This window comes from Rahnella perminowiae, assembly GCF_019049695.1.
GTDB lineage: Bacteria > Pseudomonadota > Gammaproteobacteria > Enterobacterales > Enterobacteriaceae > Rahnella > Rahnella perminowiae.
The window spans coordinates 41,373-56,023 of the sequence record NZ_JAFMOT010000179.1 but is presented as its reverse complement, the minus strand read 5'-3'; the positions used below and the strand labels follow the sequence as shown (position 1 = coordinate 56,023).

Annotated in this window: 16 protein-coding genes; 6 read left to right on the top strand and 10 right to left on the bottom strand. The window is 51.9% G+C overall.

Going from position 1 to position 14,651, the window contains the following annotated elements:
• Nucleotides 1-2: 2 nt before the first annotated feature.
• Together J1781_RS14705 and J1781_RS14700 are read left to right on the top strand one after the other, a co-directional pair.
• Nucleotides 3-767, top strand: coding sequence for an ABC transporter permease (locus tag J1781_RS14705; RefSeq protein ID WP_217221001.1), 765 nt, complete (start codon nucleotides 3-5; stop codon nucleotides 765-767).
• Nucleotides 764-1,585, top strand: coding sequence for an ABC transporter ATP-binding protein (locus tag J1781_RS14700; RefSeq protein WP_238483384.1), 822 nt, complete (start codon nucleotides 764-766; stop codon nucleotides 1,583-1,585). The genes J1781_RS14705 and J1781_RS14700 overlap by 4 nt, the downstream gene beginning before the upstream one ends.
• A 70-nt stretch (nucleotides 1,586-1,655) precedes the next feature.
• On the opposite strand, the gene mak is transcribed toward J1781_RS14700, so the two are convergent.
• On the bottom strand, nucleotides 1,656-2,576 hold the full coding sequence (mak, locus tag J1781_RS14695; protein ID WP_217158665.1) for a fructokinase: 921 nt from the start codon (nucleotides 2,574-2,576) through the stop codon (nucleotides 1,656-1,658).
• A 209-nt stretch (nucleotides 2,577-2,785) separates the two neighbouring features.
• On the opposite strand from mak, the gene rdgC reads away from it, so the two are divergent.
• Nucleotides 2,786-3,700 carry a recombination-associated protein RdgC gene (gene rdgC / locus J1781_RS14690; RefSeq protein WP_129992102.1) on the top strand — a complete coding sequence of 305 codons (915 nt, stop codon included), beginning with the start codon at nucleotides 2,786-2,788 and terminating at the stop codon, nucleotides 3,698-3,700.
• Between the two features lie 84 nt (nucleotides 3,701-3,784).
• Here the strand turns inward: rdgC and ppnP are convergent, their stop codons facing one another.
• The 8 genes from ppnP to J1781_RS14650 all read right to left on the bottom strand — a co-directional run bounded on the left by ppnP (nucleotide 3,785) and on the right by J1781_RS14650 (nucleotide 10,888).
• On the bottom strand, nucleotides 3,785-4,075 hold the full coding sequence (gene ppnP, locus J1781_RS14685; RefSeq protein ID WP_013576688.1) for a pyrimidine/purine nucleoside phosphorylase: 291 nt from the start codon (nucleotides 4,073-4,075) through the stop codon (nucleotides 3,785-3,787).
• Between the two features lie 180 nt (nucleotides 4,076-4,255).
• On the bottom strand, nucleotides 4,256-4,933 hold the full coding sequence (locus tag J1781_RS14680; protein ID WP_217233802.1) for an AroM family protein: 678 nt from the start codon (nucleotides 4,931-4,933) through the stop codon (nucleotides 4,256-4,258).
• A gap of 4 nt (nucleotides 4,934-4,937) precedes the next feature.
• Nucleotides 4,938-5,867 (bottom strand): DUF1177 domain-containing protein, encoded by a 930-nt coding sequence (locus J1781_RS14675; RefSeq protein ID WP_217233801.1) that lies wholly within the window; start codon nucleotides 5,865-5,867, stop codon nucleotides 4,938-4,940.
• 134 nt (nucleotides 5,868-6,001) lie between these two features.
• Nucleotides 6,002-7,579, bottom strand: a complete 1,578-nt coding sequence (locus J1781_RS14670) for an OPT/YSL family transporter (protein WP_129952876.1) — start codon at nucleotides 7,577-7,579, stop codon at nucleotides 6,002-6,004.
• A 61-nt stretch (nucleotides 7,580-7,640) separates the two neighbouring features.
• Complete coding sequence (locus J1781_RS14665; RefSeq protein ID WP_217220999.1) at nucleotides 7,641-8,435, bottom strand: IclR family transcriptional regulator; 795 nt, start codon at nucleotides 8,433-8,435, stop codon at nucleotides 7,641-7,643.
• 538 nt (nucleotides 8,436-8,973) lie between these two features.
• On the bottom strand, nucleotides 8,974-9,498 hold the full coding sequence (aroL, locus tag J1781_RS14660) for a shikimate kinase AroL (RefSeq protein ID WP_129952878.1): 525 nt from the start codon (nucleotides 9,496-9,498) through the stop codon (nucleotides 8,974-8,976).
• A gap of 272 nt (nucleotides 9,499-9,770) precedes the next feature.
• On the bottom strand, nucleotides 9,771-10,349 hold the full coding sequence (locus J1781_RS14655) for a class I SAM-dependent methyltransferase (RefSeq protein ID WP_129952879.1): 579 nt from the start codon (nucleotides 10,347-10,349) through the stop codon (nucleotides 9,771-9,773).
• A 263-nt stretch (nucleotides 10,350-10,612) separates the two neighbouring features.
• Nucleotides 10,613-10,888 carry a YdgH/BhsA/McbA family protein gene (locus tag J1781_RS14650; RefSeq protein WP_217233800.1) on the bottom strand — a complete coding sequence of 92 codons (276 nt, stop codon included), beginning with the start codon at nucleotides 10,886-10,888 and terminating at the stop codon, nucleotides 10,613-10,615.
• A 389-nt stretch (nucleotides 10,889-11,277) separates the two neighbouring features.
• On the opposite strand from J1781_RS14650, the gene J1781_RS14645 reads away from it, so the two are divergent.
• Nucleotides 11,278-12,198: a DUF808 domain-containing protein gene (locus J1781_RS14645; protein ID WP_217139385.1), complete on the top strand. Its 921-nt coding sequence runs from the start codon at nucleotides 11,278-11,280 to the stop codon at nucleotides 12,196-12,198.
• A gap of 55 nt (nucleotides 12,199-12,253) precedes the next feature.
• On the opposite strand, the gene J1781_RS14640 is transcribed toward J1781_RS14645, so the two are convergent.
• Nucleotides 12,254-13,024: a class I SAM-dependent methyltransferase gene (locus J1781_RS14640; RefSeq protein ID WP_217233823.1), complete on the bottom strand. Its 771-nt coding sequence runs from the start codon at nucleotides 13,022-13,024 to the stop codon at nucleotides 12,254-12,256.
• 137 nt (nucleotides 13,025-13,161) lie between these two features.
• Here J1781_RS14640 and J1781_RS14635 point away from each other — a divergent pair, with 137 nt between their 5' ends.
• Nucleotides 13,162-13,953 (top strand): helix-turn-helix transcriptional regulator, encoded by a 792-nt coding sequence (locus tag J1781_RS14635; protein ID WP_129992106.1) that lies wholly within the window; start codon nucleotides 13,162-13,164, stop codon nucleotides 13,951-13,953.
• A 137-nt stretch (nucleotides 13,954-14,090) separates the two neighbouring features.
• On the top strand, nucleotides 14,091-14,639 hold the full coding sequence (locus J1781_RS14630) for a GNAT family N-acetyltransferase (RefSeq protein WP_129952883.1): 549 nt from the start codon (nucleotides 14,091-14,093) through the stop codon (nucleotides 14,637-14,639).
• The last annotated feature ends 12 nt before the right edge of the window (nucleotides 14,640-14,651 follow it).

Sequence of the window (14,651 nt, the reverse complement as noted above, 5' to 3'; positions counted from 1 at the left end):
GAATGACTTCACGCTGGTCTTCAAGATTACTGCCGCTGGTCGGCCCGGTACTGCTGTTTTTATTCTGGCAACTGGCCGTCAGTGCGAAATGGCTCAATCCGGTGCTTCTGCCCTCACCCGTCGAGACACTTGGCTATATGTTCCGGTCATTTTCCGATGCGTCCATGCGCACCGATATCGGCGCCACACTCTACCGGACGCTGGTTTCCTTTGCCTTTGCCGCGGTCATTGGTGTGCCGCTGGGGGTCATGCTGGGCAGCAATGAAAAAGTTTACCGCAGCCTGGAATTTCTGATCGACTTCTTCCGTTCAACGCCATCCTCAGCGCTTATCCCGCTGTTTATGTTGATTTTCGGCATTACGGATGCCAACAAAATCGCCATCGCCGCCTTTGCTGCCGTGCTGGTCATCCTGTTCAACAGTGCATACGGCGTGATGAATGCCAAAAAAACCCGCCTGATGGCCGCCAAAGTGATGGGTATTTCCCGCTGGCATATTTTCAAAGACATCATGCTGATGGAAAGCCTGGCACAAACCTTTGTCGGACTGCGCACCGGCGTGTCGATTGCGCTGGTGATCGTGATTGTCGCCGAAATGTTTATCGGTTCAGAAACCGGCCTCGGCCATCGGATCATTGATGCCCAGCAGGTTTTCAATATCAAAGATATGTACGCCTCGATCCTGATCACTGGTGCGCTGGGCTATCTGCTGAATCTGGCTTTTTTACTGATCGAGAAAAAAACTGTGCACTGGAGTAGCAAAGCATGACGCAACCTCTCTCGCTGAACCCTGACTACCAAGGCCCGAAGCTGCCTCAATACGCCACGCGCCCCGACACGCATGTGACAATCCGCGGGCTGAACAAAGCCTTTGCCGGGCAACCGCTTTACACCGATCTCAATCTGGATCTGCCGCGCAGCAAAATTGTGTCGATCTTCGGCCCGAATGGCTGTGGAAAATCGACCTTAATGAATATGATCGCCGGGCTGATCCCGGTCGATAAGGGCGATATTTTATTTGACGGCAAAACGCTGGCACAAACCACCATCGGCTACGTATTTCAGAACTACCGCGATGCGCTGTTTCCGTGGATGAGCGCGCGCGCCAACATCGCCTATCCACTGGTCCGCCATGGCATGAGCAAAGCCGATGTGAATGCACGGGTTGAGGAGCTGACGCAGATGTTTGATATCCGCTTTGACCTGAAACGCTATCCGTATGAGCTTTCCGGCGGCCAGCAGCAAACGGTATGTATCATGCGGGCGCTGGCGACGCGTCCGGAAGTGATGTTCCTCGACGAACCTTTCTCGGCGCTGGATTTCGAGATGACGCTGTTTATCCGCGATAAATTGCAGGAAGTGCAACTGGCGACTGGCGTCACGATGCTGATTGTGTCACATGATCTGGAAGATGCGGTGTTCCTGGCGGATGAGATTTTACTGCTGACGCGGCGACCGACGCAGATTGCGGAAATCGTACCGTTCGACCTGCCGCGCCCGCGTGGATCGGAAATCATGAGCCATCCGGAATTTATCCGCGTCAAGGCACATACTCTGGAAGTCTTTAAGCGCGAAATGGCGCTCTGAAGGGCAACGGCGGTAAGTCACAGGGGCGCGATTTTTTTTCCTGTGACTTACTCATGATTATTTCTGATGCTTACAACGCAAAGCGCGATTGCGGCCATAGCCAGGCCGCACCGCGCACACCGCTCGAATCACCATGAACGGCTTTGAGGATCGGCGTTTCACATTCTCCGCCAAACACCCATTGTTTAATCAACAGCGGCACCGTCTGATACAAACGATCCACATTACTCATGCCTCCCCCGAAGACAATCACGTCCGGATCGAGGATATTTACTACGTTCGCCAGCGCCTTAGCCAGACGGCGTTCATAGCGTCCGAGCGCCAGTTCTGCGGTTTCATCCCCCTGTTCCACCCGCGCAATAATCTCTGCGCCTTTCAGCCGCTGACCGGACAAACGGAAGTAGTCTTCTGCAAAACCGGTGCCGGAAACAAAGGTTTCGACGCAGCCTGATTTCCCGCAATAGCACGGTACCTCACGGGCAAACTGAATTTCTTCATCATCCTGCCACGGCAGCGGGTTATGTCCCCATTCCCCGGCATTGCCATTACCGCCCGCATGCGCCGCGCCGTGAAGCGCCACACCGGAACCACAGCCGGTGCCGATAATAACCGCAAATACGGTCTGACGGCCCGCCCCTGCGCCGTCAGTGGCTTCTGACACCGCAAGGCAATTCGCATCATTGGCAATATGCACTTCGCGTTTTAATAGCAGGGCCAGATCCTCATCCAGCTGTTGTCCGTTCAGCCAGACCGAATTGGAATTTTTCACCTTACCGGTAAAAGGCGACAGAGTGCCGGGGATCCCCAGCCCTACGCTGCCGCGCTGGCCTGTGGCTTTTTCAGCATCCAGCACCAGTCCTTCGATCGCTTTGAGCGTGCGTTCGTAGTCATTTCTCGGGGTATCGACCCGTTTACGGAACAGCTCTTTACCTTCATCAGATAACGCAATGACTTCTATTTTTGTGCCGCCTAAATCAATGCCAATTCGCACGTGGTGTTCTCCTTTTACACTTTGCAGGGTCAGTTTTTTTGAGTTTATTCAGTTTAGAAGCCAGACGCGACTGTCACCAGAATAAGCTGTTATGCAATGTTACAGGGTGCGGCGATTTCTTAACGACGACTGACGCTCAATTGGTTATCATGCCGCCCTGCATTCATTTATTCAGCGTACTACGAGTGCGCTGCGACAGGGATAACGCCATGTTATGGTTTAAGAATTTATTAGTTTACCGTTTGAGCCGTGAAGTTTCGTTATCTGCTGATGAAATGGAAAAACAGCTCAGCGCTTTCACCTTTACTCCGTGCGGTAGCCAGGACATGGCGAAAACCGGCTGGGTCTCACCGATGGGTTCTCACGGTGGCGATGCGCTGACGCATGTCAACGGCGGTCAGATCCTGATCTGCGCCCGTAAAGAAGAGAAAATCCTGCCTTCTCCGGTGATCAAACAGGAACTCCAGGCCAAGATTGAACAGCTCGAAGGTGAACAACACCGTAAGCTGAAGAAGACTGAAAAAGATTCTCTGAAAGATGAAGTACTGCACAGTCTGATGCCGCGCGCCTTCAGCCGTTTCAGCCAGACATTCATGTGGATCGACACCGTTAACGGCCTGATCATGGTTGATGCCGCCAGTGCCAAAAAAGCGGAAGACATGCTGGCGCTGCTGCGTAAAAGCCTCGGTTCGCTGCCGGTGGTACCGCTGACCATGGAGAGCCCGATCGAACTGACGCTGACCGAATGGGTGCGTTCAGGGGATACCCCGGCCGGTTTCGCATTGCAGGATGAAGCCGAACTCAAAGCGATTCTGGAAGACGGCGGTGTGATCCGCTGTAAGAAGCAGGCGCTGGTCAGCGACGAAATCGCCACACATATTGAGAATGGCAAACTGGTGACCAAACTGGCCGTTGACTGGCAGGAACGCATTGCGCTGATGCTGGCGGACGACGGCAGTATTAAACGCCTGAAATTCAGCGATGTCATTCGTGATCAAAACGAAGATATTGACCGCGAAGATTTCGCCGGCCGTTTCGATGCCGATTTCGTGCTGATGACCGGTGAACTGGCAGCGCTGATCCAGAACCTGATCGAAGCGTTAGGCGGCGAAGCTCAGCGATAATTTTCTCAGTCTGCAAAAATCAGTCCGCAAAAATAAGAAAAGGCGCTCATTGGCGCCTTTCTTGTTTCGACTGTGTCTGAATAACTATTTCGTTAAATACTTACAGAGATACGATGTGGTTTCGCCGACCTGTAAGTTGAATTCACTTTTACCCGGAATGTAGAAGGTTTCGCCTGGCTTAAAGACCTGCCAGTCCGGAGAACCTGGGATCAGCACTTTCAGAGAGCCGCTGATTACGGTCATTTCTTCCGGCTTTGCGGTGCCGAAAGTATATTCACCGACGGCCATCACGCCAACACTGGCTGAACCCGTACTTTCGCTGTCAAAACCAATCGACTTCACTTTCCCGTCAAAATACTCATTATTTTTCAACATAGATTGGCCCTTTGCGATAAATTTCAGAGCCTTCATATTAGGGGCAGAAAGCCTCTTCTGTCACTGATTATTACGGCTTTATCCGCACGAAACGACACCGCACGCAAAGCGGTAGCGCTGATTTGATTTTACCGTCGCACAGTGCCATTGTGGGTAGCTGTTTGCCCGTCAGTCATCCCCTCAAACCACCAGTTCCGCAGCCAGTTTTGCCATCAGTACATTCGATAACAACACCGGAATATTCAGATGCTTTTTCAGCACATCAACGTGATGGCGATTAAAGCCGATGCAATCGAGCACCACGACTTCCGCTCCCTGTTCAGCCAGGCACATCGCGGCTTCCTTCAGTTCCTGGTCGTCAGAAAGATACGGACTGGCAACCGCAAAACAGGGGGATTTGGCTAATTTGCGCCATTTGTCCGCCTGTTCAACCACCTGTGATTCAACCGGCACAACAATGCCCGCACGGTGCTGCCCGACCATTGAACCGATCAGAGGGGGAATAATGCGGTCAGGCTCCAGCAGCAGCGCATTGTTAGCCTGCAGATGATGAAACTGGCCGGTACAAAGCAGCAGAATGGTCATGCAACCCAGGGCTTCCATGACGTCGATCTTTTCCTGTAATCCGCGCTCTACACGATGTGCAGCCAACGTGACCTGCGAACCATCCAGCAGGCGGGTGACCAGTATCGCCTCACCCTCAACAGCGGCATAACGCTGTTCTATTTGCTCCGTGCTTAACCCGTCGAGTAAACCCACATGGGTGACTGACCCGGCCGGCAGATGTGCCATCAACAGCGGCATAATGTCGCTACGTGGCGCCTGTCCGATTGTTAACGTCGCAAAAGGTGTCATCATCGTATTACTTCCGGTTTTGCAGGTGACGCAAGCTTCCGTACAGCGACAACAAGAGTTGATATTCATCGGCATCAAAGAACTGACAGGTGCCGCGGCCGAACTCTTTCGCAACTTCAACGGCAAACTTTGCCGCCAGCGCGATATCCACTTCATGACTTGCCCCGGTGCCACAACCCGGTACAACCGATTCCGCCGTAATAGCCACACCGACCACCGGTACGGTAGTCGCCGTTGACGGTTGCAGAATGCTGTTCAGATGGTGCACACCGTTGCCGTAAGGCGTAATGTCCTGCGTGGTAATCGGGAAAGTGACCGCTGGTTTGCCACTGGTCATTTCCATGATGCGCAGCAAATCTTCGGAAACACGCAGGATGTACCCCTCTTTCACCGTCGGCGAAATCGCGTATCCCTTGTGACTGATAATGCGGTTGCCTTTGGTGGTGTCGATGGACAGGATGGCGTCAACGCCGTCAACCACTTCATTATCATTCATGGTCACGTCATCAATCGGTGAATCCATGAAATCGACCGGATCATGCGGGCGGGTCGGTGCATTCGGGCAAATATGGGTGGTAACAATCACATCGCCTTCGAGTACGTCCCCCTTGCGCTGCATGTCAGCAAGCTTGAGCGCGCTGGTGACAGCGGCAATCGCACCATCACCATCAGAAACCAGACCGATACGCGTCGGGCGTGCACCAATCCCGCCCAGGCGGCCGATAATCCCCAGCGTTGGCGCTGTACCGCCACGGCTTTTCCCCTGGCTGCCCGGTATGGTGATATGCACAAAATCAGTGCCACCTTTCGGGCCGTCAGCGCGGTGTGTGCTGGCGGTGATCTCAGGATAGCGGGCAAATAAGTCCACAATGTCCTGACCACTGACATGCGCACTGTCAATCAGTTCGAATACCGTTAGTGTCTGCTGCAAACTCATCACAAAGCCCTCTTAAAACATCGCGACCGGCGTATATCACGCAGTAGCCAAACGGTCGCGGGCGCTGTTCATCGGGGAACAGTCAGGTGTTTAATACTGGCTGAACATCAGCCCTGGTGTTGGTGCGGTACTCACTACTTTTTGGCACTGAAAATTGAGGTGAAGAAGCTGTAGAGTGCGTCACCGGCAATAAAACCCGCCGCCAGCACTTCCATTGGCGTACGCCCTTTTTCACCCCAGATGCGGATAATGATAATGCGCAATACGATGCCGCAGACCACGGCCCATCCGGCCATGACGCTGTTGATCAACAAACCGGTCGCCAGCAGCACGCCAAGCTGACGTTTCGGGCCGCCAATCAGCTGAATCAATGCGCCCGGAATTGCCCAGATCAGCAGACTGTGCGCAATGCCCGGCTGGGCTCCGGCCTGAATAGTTTTGGCATAAACCCGCGCAACCGGCGGCACTAAATCCTGGGCGAAATAACCGTAATGGGCGTACCACACCACCGGAATGGCGATGATAAATGCCAGCAGTGCGGCGAATAACTGGATCCGGCGGCCATAAAGTTCAGCCTGCAAATCTTTGCCATAACCGCGCAAAATGAATCCGGCTTTCAGGTCAAAGCCCATATCCGCAAATGCCGGACCCGTTGCGGCGGTAAAACCGGTCAGCACGCACAACGCCAGCGGCGGGAAGCCAATCAGAATGCCGATAATTAAGGTAATCAGCGCCACAGCAAAGGCAGGGAACCAGCCGGAGTGCATCGCGGCAATACCTACGATCAGCTCATGGAAGAAGGCGGCAAACGCAGCGTAAATCACGAACGCAATCAGCATGCCGACCGACATTTCACTGTACAACCCGCCTGCCAGCGCCAGCAGTGCGGCGATGGCGATATAACCGAATGCGCCCAGGCCGAGCGCTTTACGCACCTCTTTCGCCGGTTGAGTAAACGTGGCTTTGGCATCAGCGTTTTTAGCACGCACAACCTGAATCACCTGCAGCAGAGACACCAGCCCCGCGCCGACCATCATACCGTGCGGAATATACAAGGCGTTGAGATCCAGTCCGGCAACCGGCTGCGCATACGCGCGGATCAGCAGGCCGATACCAAACATGCTGAGCGCCCAGATGTTGCCGATAAATGCCGTACCAAAAGCCGCCATCGGGATTTTCAGCATCGCGCCGCCCAGCCCGACAATTACGCCTGCAACCAGCAGCCAGGCCTGACGTCCGCCGTTATCACCGGCTTTGATCGCTTCAGCTGCGGCAACACCGGGTGGCCAGGCATTGCTGGCCGGGAACACTTTGGTGTCAAACAGCCGATAAAGCAGGTAGGCATCAAGTAACATCGCTGCGGCCACACCGGTAAACATCGGCATGATCAGTTGCGGCTGCCCCATGACATAAGGGATAGCGATCGGCATCAGCAAACTGTTTGCCGCACCAAAGGTTGCAGAGGAGATCACGGTTTGCGCCAGGTTCTGTGTGTGAACCGAACGGTAACGGTGAAAAGCCTGCATCGGAATGCGCGCCAGTAACATGGCAAACAGTGCGCCGATAATCGACGTATTTGGCGTCACACCCAACGTGGTAATCAGTTGAACACCGATGATTGCGCCTAAAACAGACAACAAAATCATTACGATGAGCGTGCCAATATCCTTTAGCGGATTCTCCTTATTATTCTTTGCAGATTGATCTGACATAAGGCCCCTGGTGTTGAGCAAGTATTTCACATAGCAAATAATCCGGGTCCGTTACAAGTCATTATCCTGGCGGCTCTGTTGCCGTTTTAGATAAATGCCAATACTCATCACCCAATTTTTCGGCGATTTGCCGGGTTACAGCAATCAGCCCTTCTTTTATTCCTTCCGGAATGTCTTTCCCCTGTGCAGGTGAAGGGAAAGACAAACATAATCCAACGGTCTCATTACGGTGCTTATTAAAAATACTGGTGGCTAAGGTACTTATTCCCAGCAACGTTTCATTGTTGGCAAATGACACACCGTTCAGCCGGACTTCCGCCAACCGGGATAACAGAACTTCCCTGCTGGCCGGTGAATTAGCAGAATGCACCTGATAGTGACCGCTATAACGTGCCAGAACATCATCATCGGTATACCGCGCAAGAATCGCACGCCCGATGGCCGTTTCATGCGCAGGCAGGAGGCTTCCGGCTGGCGTGACCACTTGCAGATACGTTCTGCCGGGAAACATGCGCATAACCATGATGTCGCGTCCTTCCAGCATGGAAATATAACCCGTGCATTGCGTCAGCTGGCTGAGTTGCGCCATATACGGTGACGCTAAATCGACCAGCGGAGCCGATAAATAATGACTGGAAACAGCCAGTAATAATCGTCCGATCCGGTACAGGCGGCTGTCAGGATCACGTTCCAGCAGTCCTTCCGTTTCCATCGTCATCAGTAACCGGGAAACCGTACTTTTCGGTAATTTTAAATTTTCAACGACATCACTGAACGACAAACCGGGATGCCCCTGCCGGATCCCTTGTTTTGAAAATAGCTTCAGTACTGCCGCCGCATTTTCCAATGTAGTCATAAAGGCGCGAGTTCCGCTATATGGAACAAGGTTCCTGTTTAGTTAAATAAAAATTAAAGCTGATACGTGTCAGCGTCAAGTCGTTTATTTTTCACGCAGGATGAAATACACAAAGGAATATGCTTAAAGAAATTCCTAAAGCCATTAGATTGAGAGGAAGGAGAAATAAATGCCGAGTATTAATGAGGTGACTGATGTAAAAACCAGCAGATTATCGTGATTAAATATTACGCAAAATATAAAGAGCGATAGAAGCTTCAATGAGAATAATGGTAACCGACCAGATGGCGGGCATCACTTTGGCATGCTGGCTGAAGAACGACATTATGGATTTCATCATGAGTTCCGCTGTTAAGTAATCACATGGGTTATTATTTTACGCCCACCTATACATCAGTACAATACTTAAGCGTACGTGATCTCCGTCACGTCACATGGCCCGTTTTGTTTACACCGGCTTTTCCCGGAGCCACGGCTCAGAACGCGCAGACATAAAAAAACGAGCCACCGGGCTCGTTTTGTCAGATATCAGGGGAATTCAGCGCGCCATCGACAGCGCCAGTGCATCCATAATCAGATTCACCACCCTCTGCGGCTCCTGAGTTCCGTCAACGACATGATGGGCCGCCTCCTGATAAAGCGCTTCCCGCTCATTCAATACTTCCGTCATTTCTTCCGTGATCGGCTTGCCTGTTAATGTCGGACGCTGATCTTCCAGCGGTGCATCTTCCAGACGATTTGCCAGGGTAGATGCAGGGGAACGCAGATAAATGACAGTACCATTCTGGCCCATAAAGTCGCGATTTTCCCGGGACAGCACCACGCCTCCCCCTGTGGCAACCACGGTGAAGGGCGAGCAAATAGCTTTTAATGTCTCAGTTTCACGACGGCGGAAGCCCTCCCAGCCTTCACGCTCAACAATATCTGCCACGCTGAGGCCAGAAGTACACAGCAACGCCAGATCGGTATCGACAAATTTGTAGCCCAGCGCTTTAGCCAGGGCATTGCCAACGGTTGTTTTACCCGCACCACGTGCGCCGACCATGAAAATGGTTTGTGTCATTACCGCTATCCTTTATTCCCTGGGAGCCGTTAGCCCGCCTGATGAAAATCCATCATCAATATGAAGTATGTGTCAAAAATGGTCATTGTACTGCCCTGCATGCGTACTCGTCAGATAGTACAACAAAAAAGCCTCACTGGCAGATTTTTGTCACCTGCCGGTGAAGCTTCTGTAGCGTTTTATTTACGCCGTTAAGGGCATCATACTGAAAAATCCTTGCTGCGCAACGGCCTGCAATAAGCTTTGCGAGCCCTATCCTCTAAGTTGCTGTATCAGCGGGGTTTACAGATATAGACCAGGGCGGGCGGAAAATTCTTCACTACCCGGATTTTTTTCCAGGTGAAGTAGCGTGATAACAATTTCTCTGACAGAGGGCTGTACTGGAATAAAACCAGCACGCCGTCCTTTTCTTTCAGCTGTTGCCGCGTGGTCTGCAAAATTCTGATACGGGTACGCAGAGGCATCGAGAGCAATGGCAGGCAGGAAAACACAGCATCATACGACGTGCTCATATGCTCGGCTGAATGTGCCATCACCTGTAAACGGCGATCTTTCATCTGATTAAGCTTACGGATAAACGCAGGCTGGATTTCAAAAGCCTCAAGCCGGGCGTCTGCCCGCATACGGCTCAGGATGCGGCGGGTCAGAACGCCGTCCGCCGCGCCAAGTTCGGCAATATCCAGCGATGTCGTCCAGTCAATCTGACTGAGCATCGCATGGCACAACCACGGTGACGAGGGCATAAGGGTTCCCATGGTGCGTGGTGAAGTAATAAAATTCTGCAAATAAAAAAACTGATTCTGAATCGAAATCCCGGTGTTCTTAATTGTCATTATTGCGGCATTTAACATTTAAACGTCCTCCTGGGGGATATAGACTTCAATATCACTTATAAATTCTTAAGAAATGATTATTAAGAATAAAAAAGTGCCAGGAAGTTTAATATAAATTAAATCCTATGAGATGATTCTCAAAATAAACCGGCGAAGAGAAAAGATAAAAAGAATAAAAAAGGCCAATGTCAGGTGACATTGGCCTTCTCAATTCCCTATAACACGATTGAGCCTAATAAAAATCAGATAAATCAAGCGTTTCGCTTTAAAATATCTGCTTATTATTTATACAACTCAACACTGGCACGGGTCAGACTTGAATCCCCCGGGGCATCCGCACCAATCACACGGTAGTGGCTCGCCCCTTTGTCGCTGGCAATCTGGTTCAGCTGGTCGTGCAAACTGCCCGGGATGGTGCTAGGCGCACTGACGGACACCATGCCCAGTGACTGATAAGTACCGCTTTGCGCCTGCATTTCTGAAATAGGCGTCGCAGCCAGGGCAGAAAATGAAGCAACAGTAATAGCAACAGCTGTAATTGCAGGTAACAGTTTCATATTGCGCACCTTTCTTTCGTTAGTTTCGTTAATTAATGGGGGCGGAAGCAATCCGTTGAATTAATTATCGCCGAAGCAATGAAAGCGGACGTAATACAATGTAAAGAACTTAAACCATTGTGGTAAAAATAAGGAGAGTATGAAAACAAACATTTCTGCTAGCGTAAGCGCTGGAGAATCAACGATATTTAATGGAGAAAGTATGGAGGAATTTCAAAGTTATTTATAGTTCGCACAACTTTCGCACAAATCGACGCCAGCATGCAATCACTGTTATGATTATTTTGTATGAATTCTCTGTTGCAGTGACCGGCTGTCCTGTCAGGGTTACAGAGTTCGGTTTCCCGCGCGTGCGGAGAACCTTTGCATAATGATAAAAGGGAGTATTTATGGCGGGTGGTAGTCTTCTGGCCTTAATCGATGACATCGCATCGATTCTTGATGATGTAGCGGCGATGAGCAAAGTCGCTGCGAAAAAAACAGCCAGCGTGCTGGGCGATGATTTGGCGCTGAATGCACAACAGGTGACGGGAGTAAAAGCCGATCGGGAATTACCGATCGTCTGGGCGGTAGCCAAAGGCTCAATGATCAACAAAGCCATTCTGGTTCCGCTGGCCTTACTGATCAGTGCCTTTATCCCCTGGGCCATTACCCCGCTGCTGATGATTGGCGGCGCTTATTTATGTTATGAGGGTTTCGAAAAAATCGCCCATAAACTCATGCCGGGCGAGCATCCTGCTGAAGAAAAACCGGCCACCGCTGAAATAAAAAATGAAGCGGATGCTAAAAAGCATGAAAAAGATAAGGTCAAAGGCGCTGTGCGCACCGACTTTATTCTTTCAGCTGAAATCATCGTGATTTCGCTCGGTATTGTCTCATCAGCGCCGTTCCTTAATCAGATCACCGTGATGGTGCTGATTGCGGTGATAATGACTATCGGTGTCTACGGGCTGGTCGGCGCGATTGTCAAAATCGACGACGCCGGTTTGTATCTGAGTAAACTCTCCGGCGAAAACAGCATGATGAAGGGTGTGCGCGCCTTTGGTCGCAGCATCGTAAATCTCGCTCCCTGGCTGATGAAGGCACTGTCGGTGGTGGGGACTGTTGCAATGTTCCTGGTCGGCGGCAGCATCATCAGCCACGGCCTGCCGTTTATGCACAGCCTGATTGAACCCCTGACGCACGGCCACGAAAGCTGGGTGAATACACTGATTACCGGTGCCACTGATTTAGTCGTCGGTCTGATTGTCGGCGCGGCCGTGCTGGCGCTGGTGATGATTGGGCAGAAAATGTTCGGCAAGAAATCATAATACAGACGCTGTGCGCCCTTCCCTCTGTGAAAGGGCGCCTCTTAGGCTTTTATCTTCAGTGCTTCGATGCCACCAGCATCATGATATCACTGGTGAACGTACCGTCAGGCTGGATCTCAAAATGTTGTACCACCTCATCCGACATGACTTTTTGCAGTTCGCGGATAGCAACGGCGAAATGTTCCGGCGTACGCATACGGGCAATCCAACTGGTGAACTCCAGCGGCAGACGATTTGTCGTGACCTCACGGGCAATCAGCCCGGCTTCAGCCACCATATTCAGCCATTCACCTGGTGAATAATTGCAAACATGCGAGGTGTCGCGCAGCACTTCGACGGTTTGCAGATAAATATCCAGCAACGGGTGTCCCGGTGACACCACATCCATCATGATAAATTTACCGCCCGGCTTCAGCACGCGTGCCACTTCACGCAGCGCCTGCCCGACATCATGCCAGTGGTGCGCGGAATAGCGGCTGATGATCACCTCAGCGCTATGATCCTCGAAAGGCAGCGATTCCGCCATGCCCTGTTGCACAGTGATATTGGTCAGTTGCTTATCCCGGGCAGCCTGCATGACCACATCCAGCATCTGCGCCGACAAATCGTAAGCAATCACATTTTTAACCACGCCTGCGGCAACAAAGCTGGCGTGCCCTGCGCCGCACCCCAGATCAATGACCTGCGCTTCCCTATAGGGTGCCAGCAAGGCAGCGAGACGTTGTAAATCCGCGCCCTGCGAATGAACCGCACTGGTCAGGTAATCCTGTGCCTGTGAGCCAAACTGCTTATCAACAGCCTCACTGTGAGTATTTTTGGTATTCATCATTGCTCCTGTCTGTCTTGTTTTTGTAATAAGAAACTGGGTTTCTCATGTTTCAAAATCACTATAGGCAGAGTTCTATACGAGAACAATATGAGCATTTATACTGGTATCAGTTACTTCCTGTTTAAGAGAATGTCATGACTGATAATGCAGAGTCGCTCAGCGGGCCGAAAGCGCTGGGCACGTTTTTACGTACTCACCGCGAACGTGTCACGCCTGAAATGGTCGGACTTCCCGGTTCCTCCCGCCGCAGAACCAGCGGTTTGCGCCGCGAAGAACTGGCGCAAATCAGCGGGATCAGTGCAACGTGGTATACGTGGATTGAGCAGGGCCGCGATGTGTCCATTTCCGCTGCGACACTCGACAGACTGGCAAAAGCGCTGCGCATGGAGTCTGCCGCACGCGAGTATTTATTCAGTCTGGCGTCGGTGAAAGATCCCCGGGTGTTGCCCTCTTCCGGCGCGCCGGACGCCGGCCTTAAAGATTGCGTCAGTCAACTCACCTGCCCCGGTTATCTGCTCGACAGTGCCTGGAATGTGCTGGCATGGAATCCCCAGGCAGGAGCGTTGTTCGGTGGCTGGCTGGGAGTGGATGAACACCCTAATCTGCTGGAGTTCATGTTCCTGCATCCGCTGGCTCGCCGGCTGGTCACAAACTGGCCGGAGCGCGCCAAACGGGTGGTGGCGGAGTTTCGCGCCGAAACCAGTCATTACGCCCATTCGGAAGCCGTCCGCCAGTCGGTGATCAACCTGCGTGAGCGCAGCCACGAGTTCAACCAGTGGTGGTCGCAGCAGGAAGTGCTGGCGCGTGAGGGAGGTGAACGGCGTTTCCATCACCCGCTTCAGGGTGAAATCTGTTACCGGCAACAGACCTTTTTCCCGGCCGGATATGCAGAATGTAAACTGGTGATACTGGTACCCGAAACGTAAAAAACCACAGCGGGCAGCCTGCTGTTTTTTCTCGGTTAATGGTCATTTTCACCAATTGACATACAGATGCCGGATATGTGAGGCTGACTTTTTTGGTTTGCTAAATAATTGGTTTCCCCAATGACAGGTTAACGCCCATGATGACACGCCAGATTTATCAGGATGAAGAATTCGAAATTCGTGTAGCGACTGAACTTGAGGCCGTCACGCATTTTGCGGCAGTTAAAGCGTCTGTAAAGGATATCGGCGCATGGGAGTCCTGGTGTACCGATAAATATTCGCTTGAAGACAGCCGGAAATACCTGGCCGACAGCGAGCAGAAACGCCATCGCGGCACAGAATTCAATTTTTGTATCTTTGAGCGTTCAGGCGGTAATCTGATTGGCAGCGTGGGCATCAACCGCATCACGCCCGAGTACAAATTCGCCAATCTCGGTTACTGGATCCGTACCGGTTATACCGGCCACGGGCTGGCGACGCTGGCAGCCAGATCGGCGGCACGCTTTGCGTTTACTGAGCTGGAGCTGACCCGTCTGGAAATCGTGGTGATGGAGGGCAACGAACGCAGCCGCCGGGTAGCGGAAAAAACGGGCGCGATATCAGAAGGCCTGCACCGTAACCGGCTTTATTATCATGGTCAGCCATGTGATGCCTGGATGTATTCTCTGATCCCGGGCGATCTCTGAGGCTGACCTCAC

Excerpts from the sequence above, each read along its gene's own strand:
- J1781_RS14705 (WP_217221001.1), top strand. The coding sequence starts at position 3 with ATGACTTCACGCTGGTCTTCAAGATTACTGCCGCTGGTCGGCCCGGTA.
- J1781_RS14700 (WP_238483384.1), top strand. The coding sequence starts at position 764 with ATGACGCAACCTCTCTCGCTGAACCCTGACTACCAAGGCCCGAAGCTG.
- rdgC (WP_129992102.1), top strand. The coding sequence starts at position 2,786 with ATGTTATGGTTTAAGAATTTATTAGTTTACCGTTTGAGCCGTGAAGTT.
- ppnP (WP_013576688.1), bottom strand. The coding sequence starts at position 4,075 with ATGTTGAAAAATAATGAGTATTTTGACGGGAAAGTGAAGTCGATTGGT.
- J1781_RS14680 (WP_217233802.1), bottom strand. The coding sequence starts at position 4,933 with ATGATGACACCTTTTGCGACGTTAACAATCGGACAGGCGCCACGTAGC.
- J1781_RS14675 (WP_217233801.1), bottom strand. The coding sequence starts at position 5,867 with ATGAGTTTGCAGCAGACACTAACGGTATTCGAACTGATTGACAGTGCG.
- J1781_RS14670 (WP_129952876.1), bottom strand. The coding sequence starts at position 7,579 with ATGTCAGATCAATCTGCAAAGAATAATAAGGAGAATCCGCTAAAGGAT.
- J1781_RS14665 (WP_217220999.1), bottom strand. The coding sequence starts at position 8,435 with ATGACTACATTGGAAAATGCGGCGGCAGTACTGAAGCTATTTTCAAAA.
- aroL (WP_129952878.1), bottom strand. The coding sequence starts at position 9,498 with ATGACACAAACCATTTTCATGGTCGGCGCACGTGGTGCGGGTAAAACA.
- J1781_RS14655 (WP_129952879.1), bottom strand. The coding sequence starts at position 10,349 with ATGTTAAATGCCGCAATAATGACAATTAAGAACACCGGGATTTCGATT.
- J1781_RS14650 (WP_217233800.1), bottom strand. The coding sequence starts at position 10,888 with ATGAAACTGTTACCTGCAATTACAGCTGTTGCTATTACTGTTGCTTCA.
- J1781_RS14645 (WP_217139385.1), top strand. The coding sequence starts at position 11,278 with ATGGCGGGTGGTAGTCTTCTGGCCTTAATCGATGACATCGCATCGATT.
- J1781_RS14640 (WP_217233823.1), bottom strand. The coding sequence starts at position 13,024 with ATGAATACCAAAAATACTCACAGTGAGGCTGTTGATAAGCAGTTTGGC.
- J1781_RS14635 (WP_129992106.1), top strand. The coding sequence starts at position 13,162 with ATGACTGATAATGCAGAGTCGCTCAGCGGGCCGAAAGCGCTGGGCACG.
- J1781_RS14630 (WP_129952883.1), top strand. The coding sequence starts at position 14,091 with ATGATGACACGCCAGATTTATCAGGATGAAGAATTCGAAATTCGTGTA.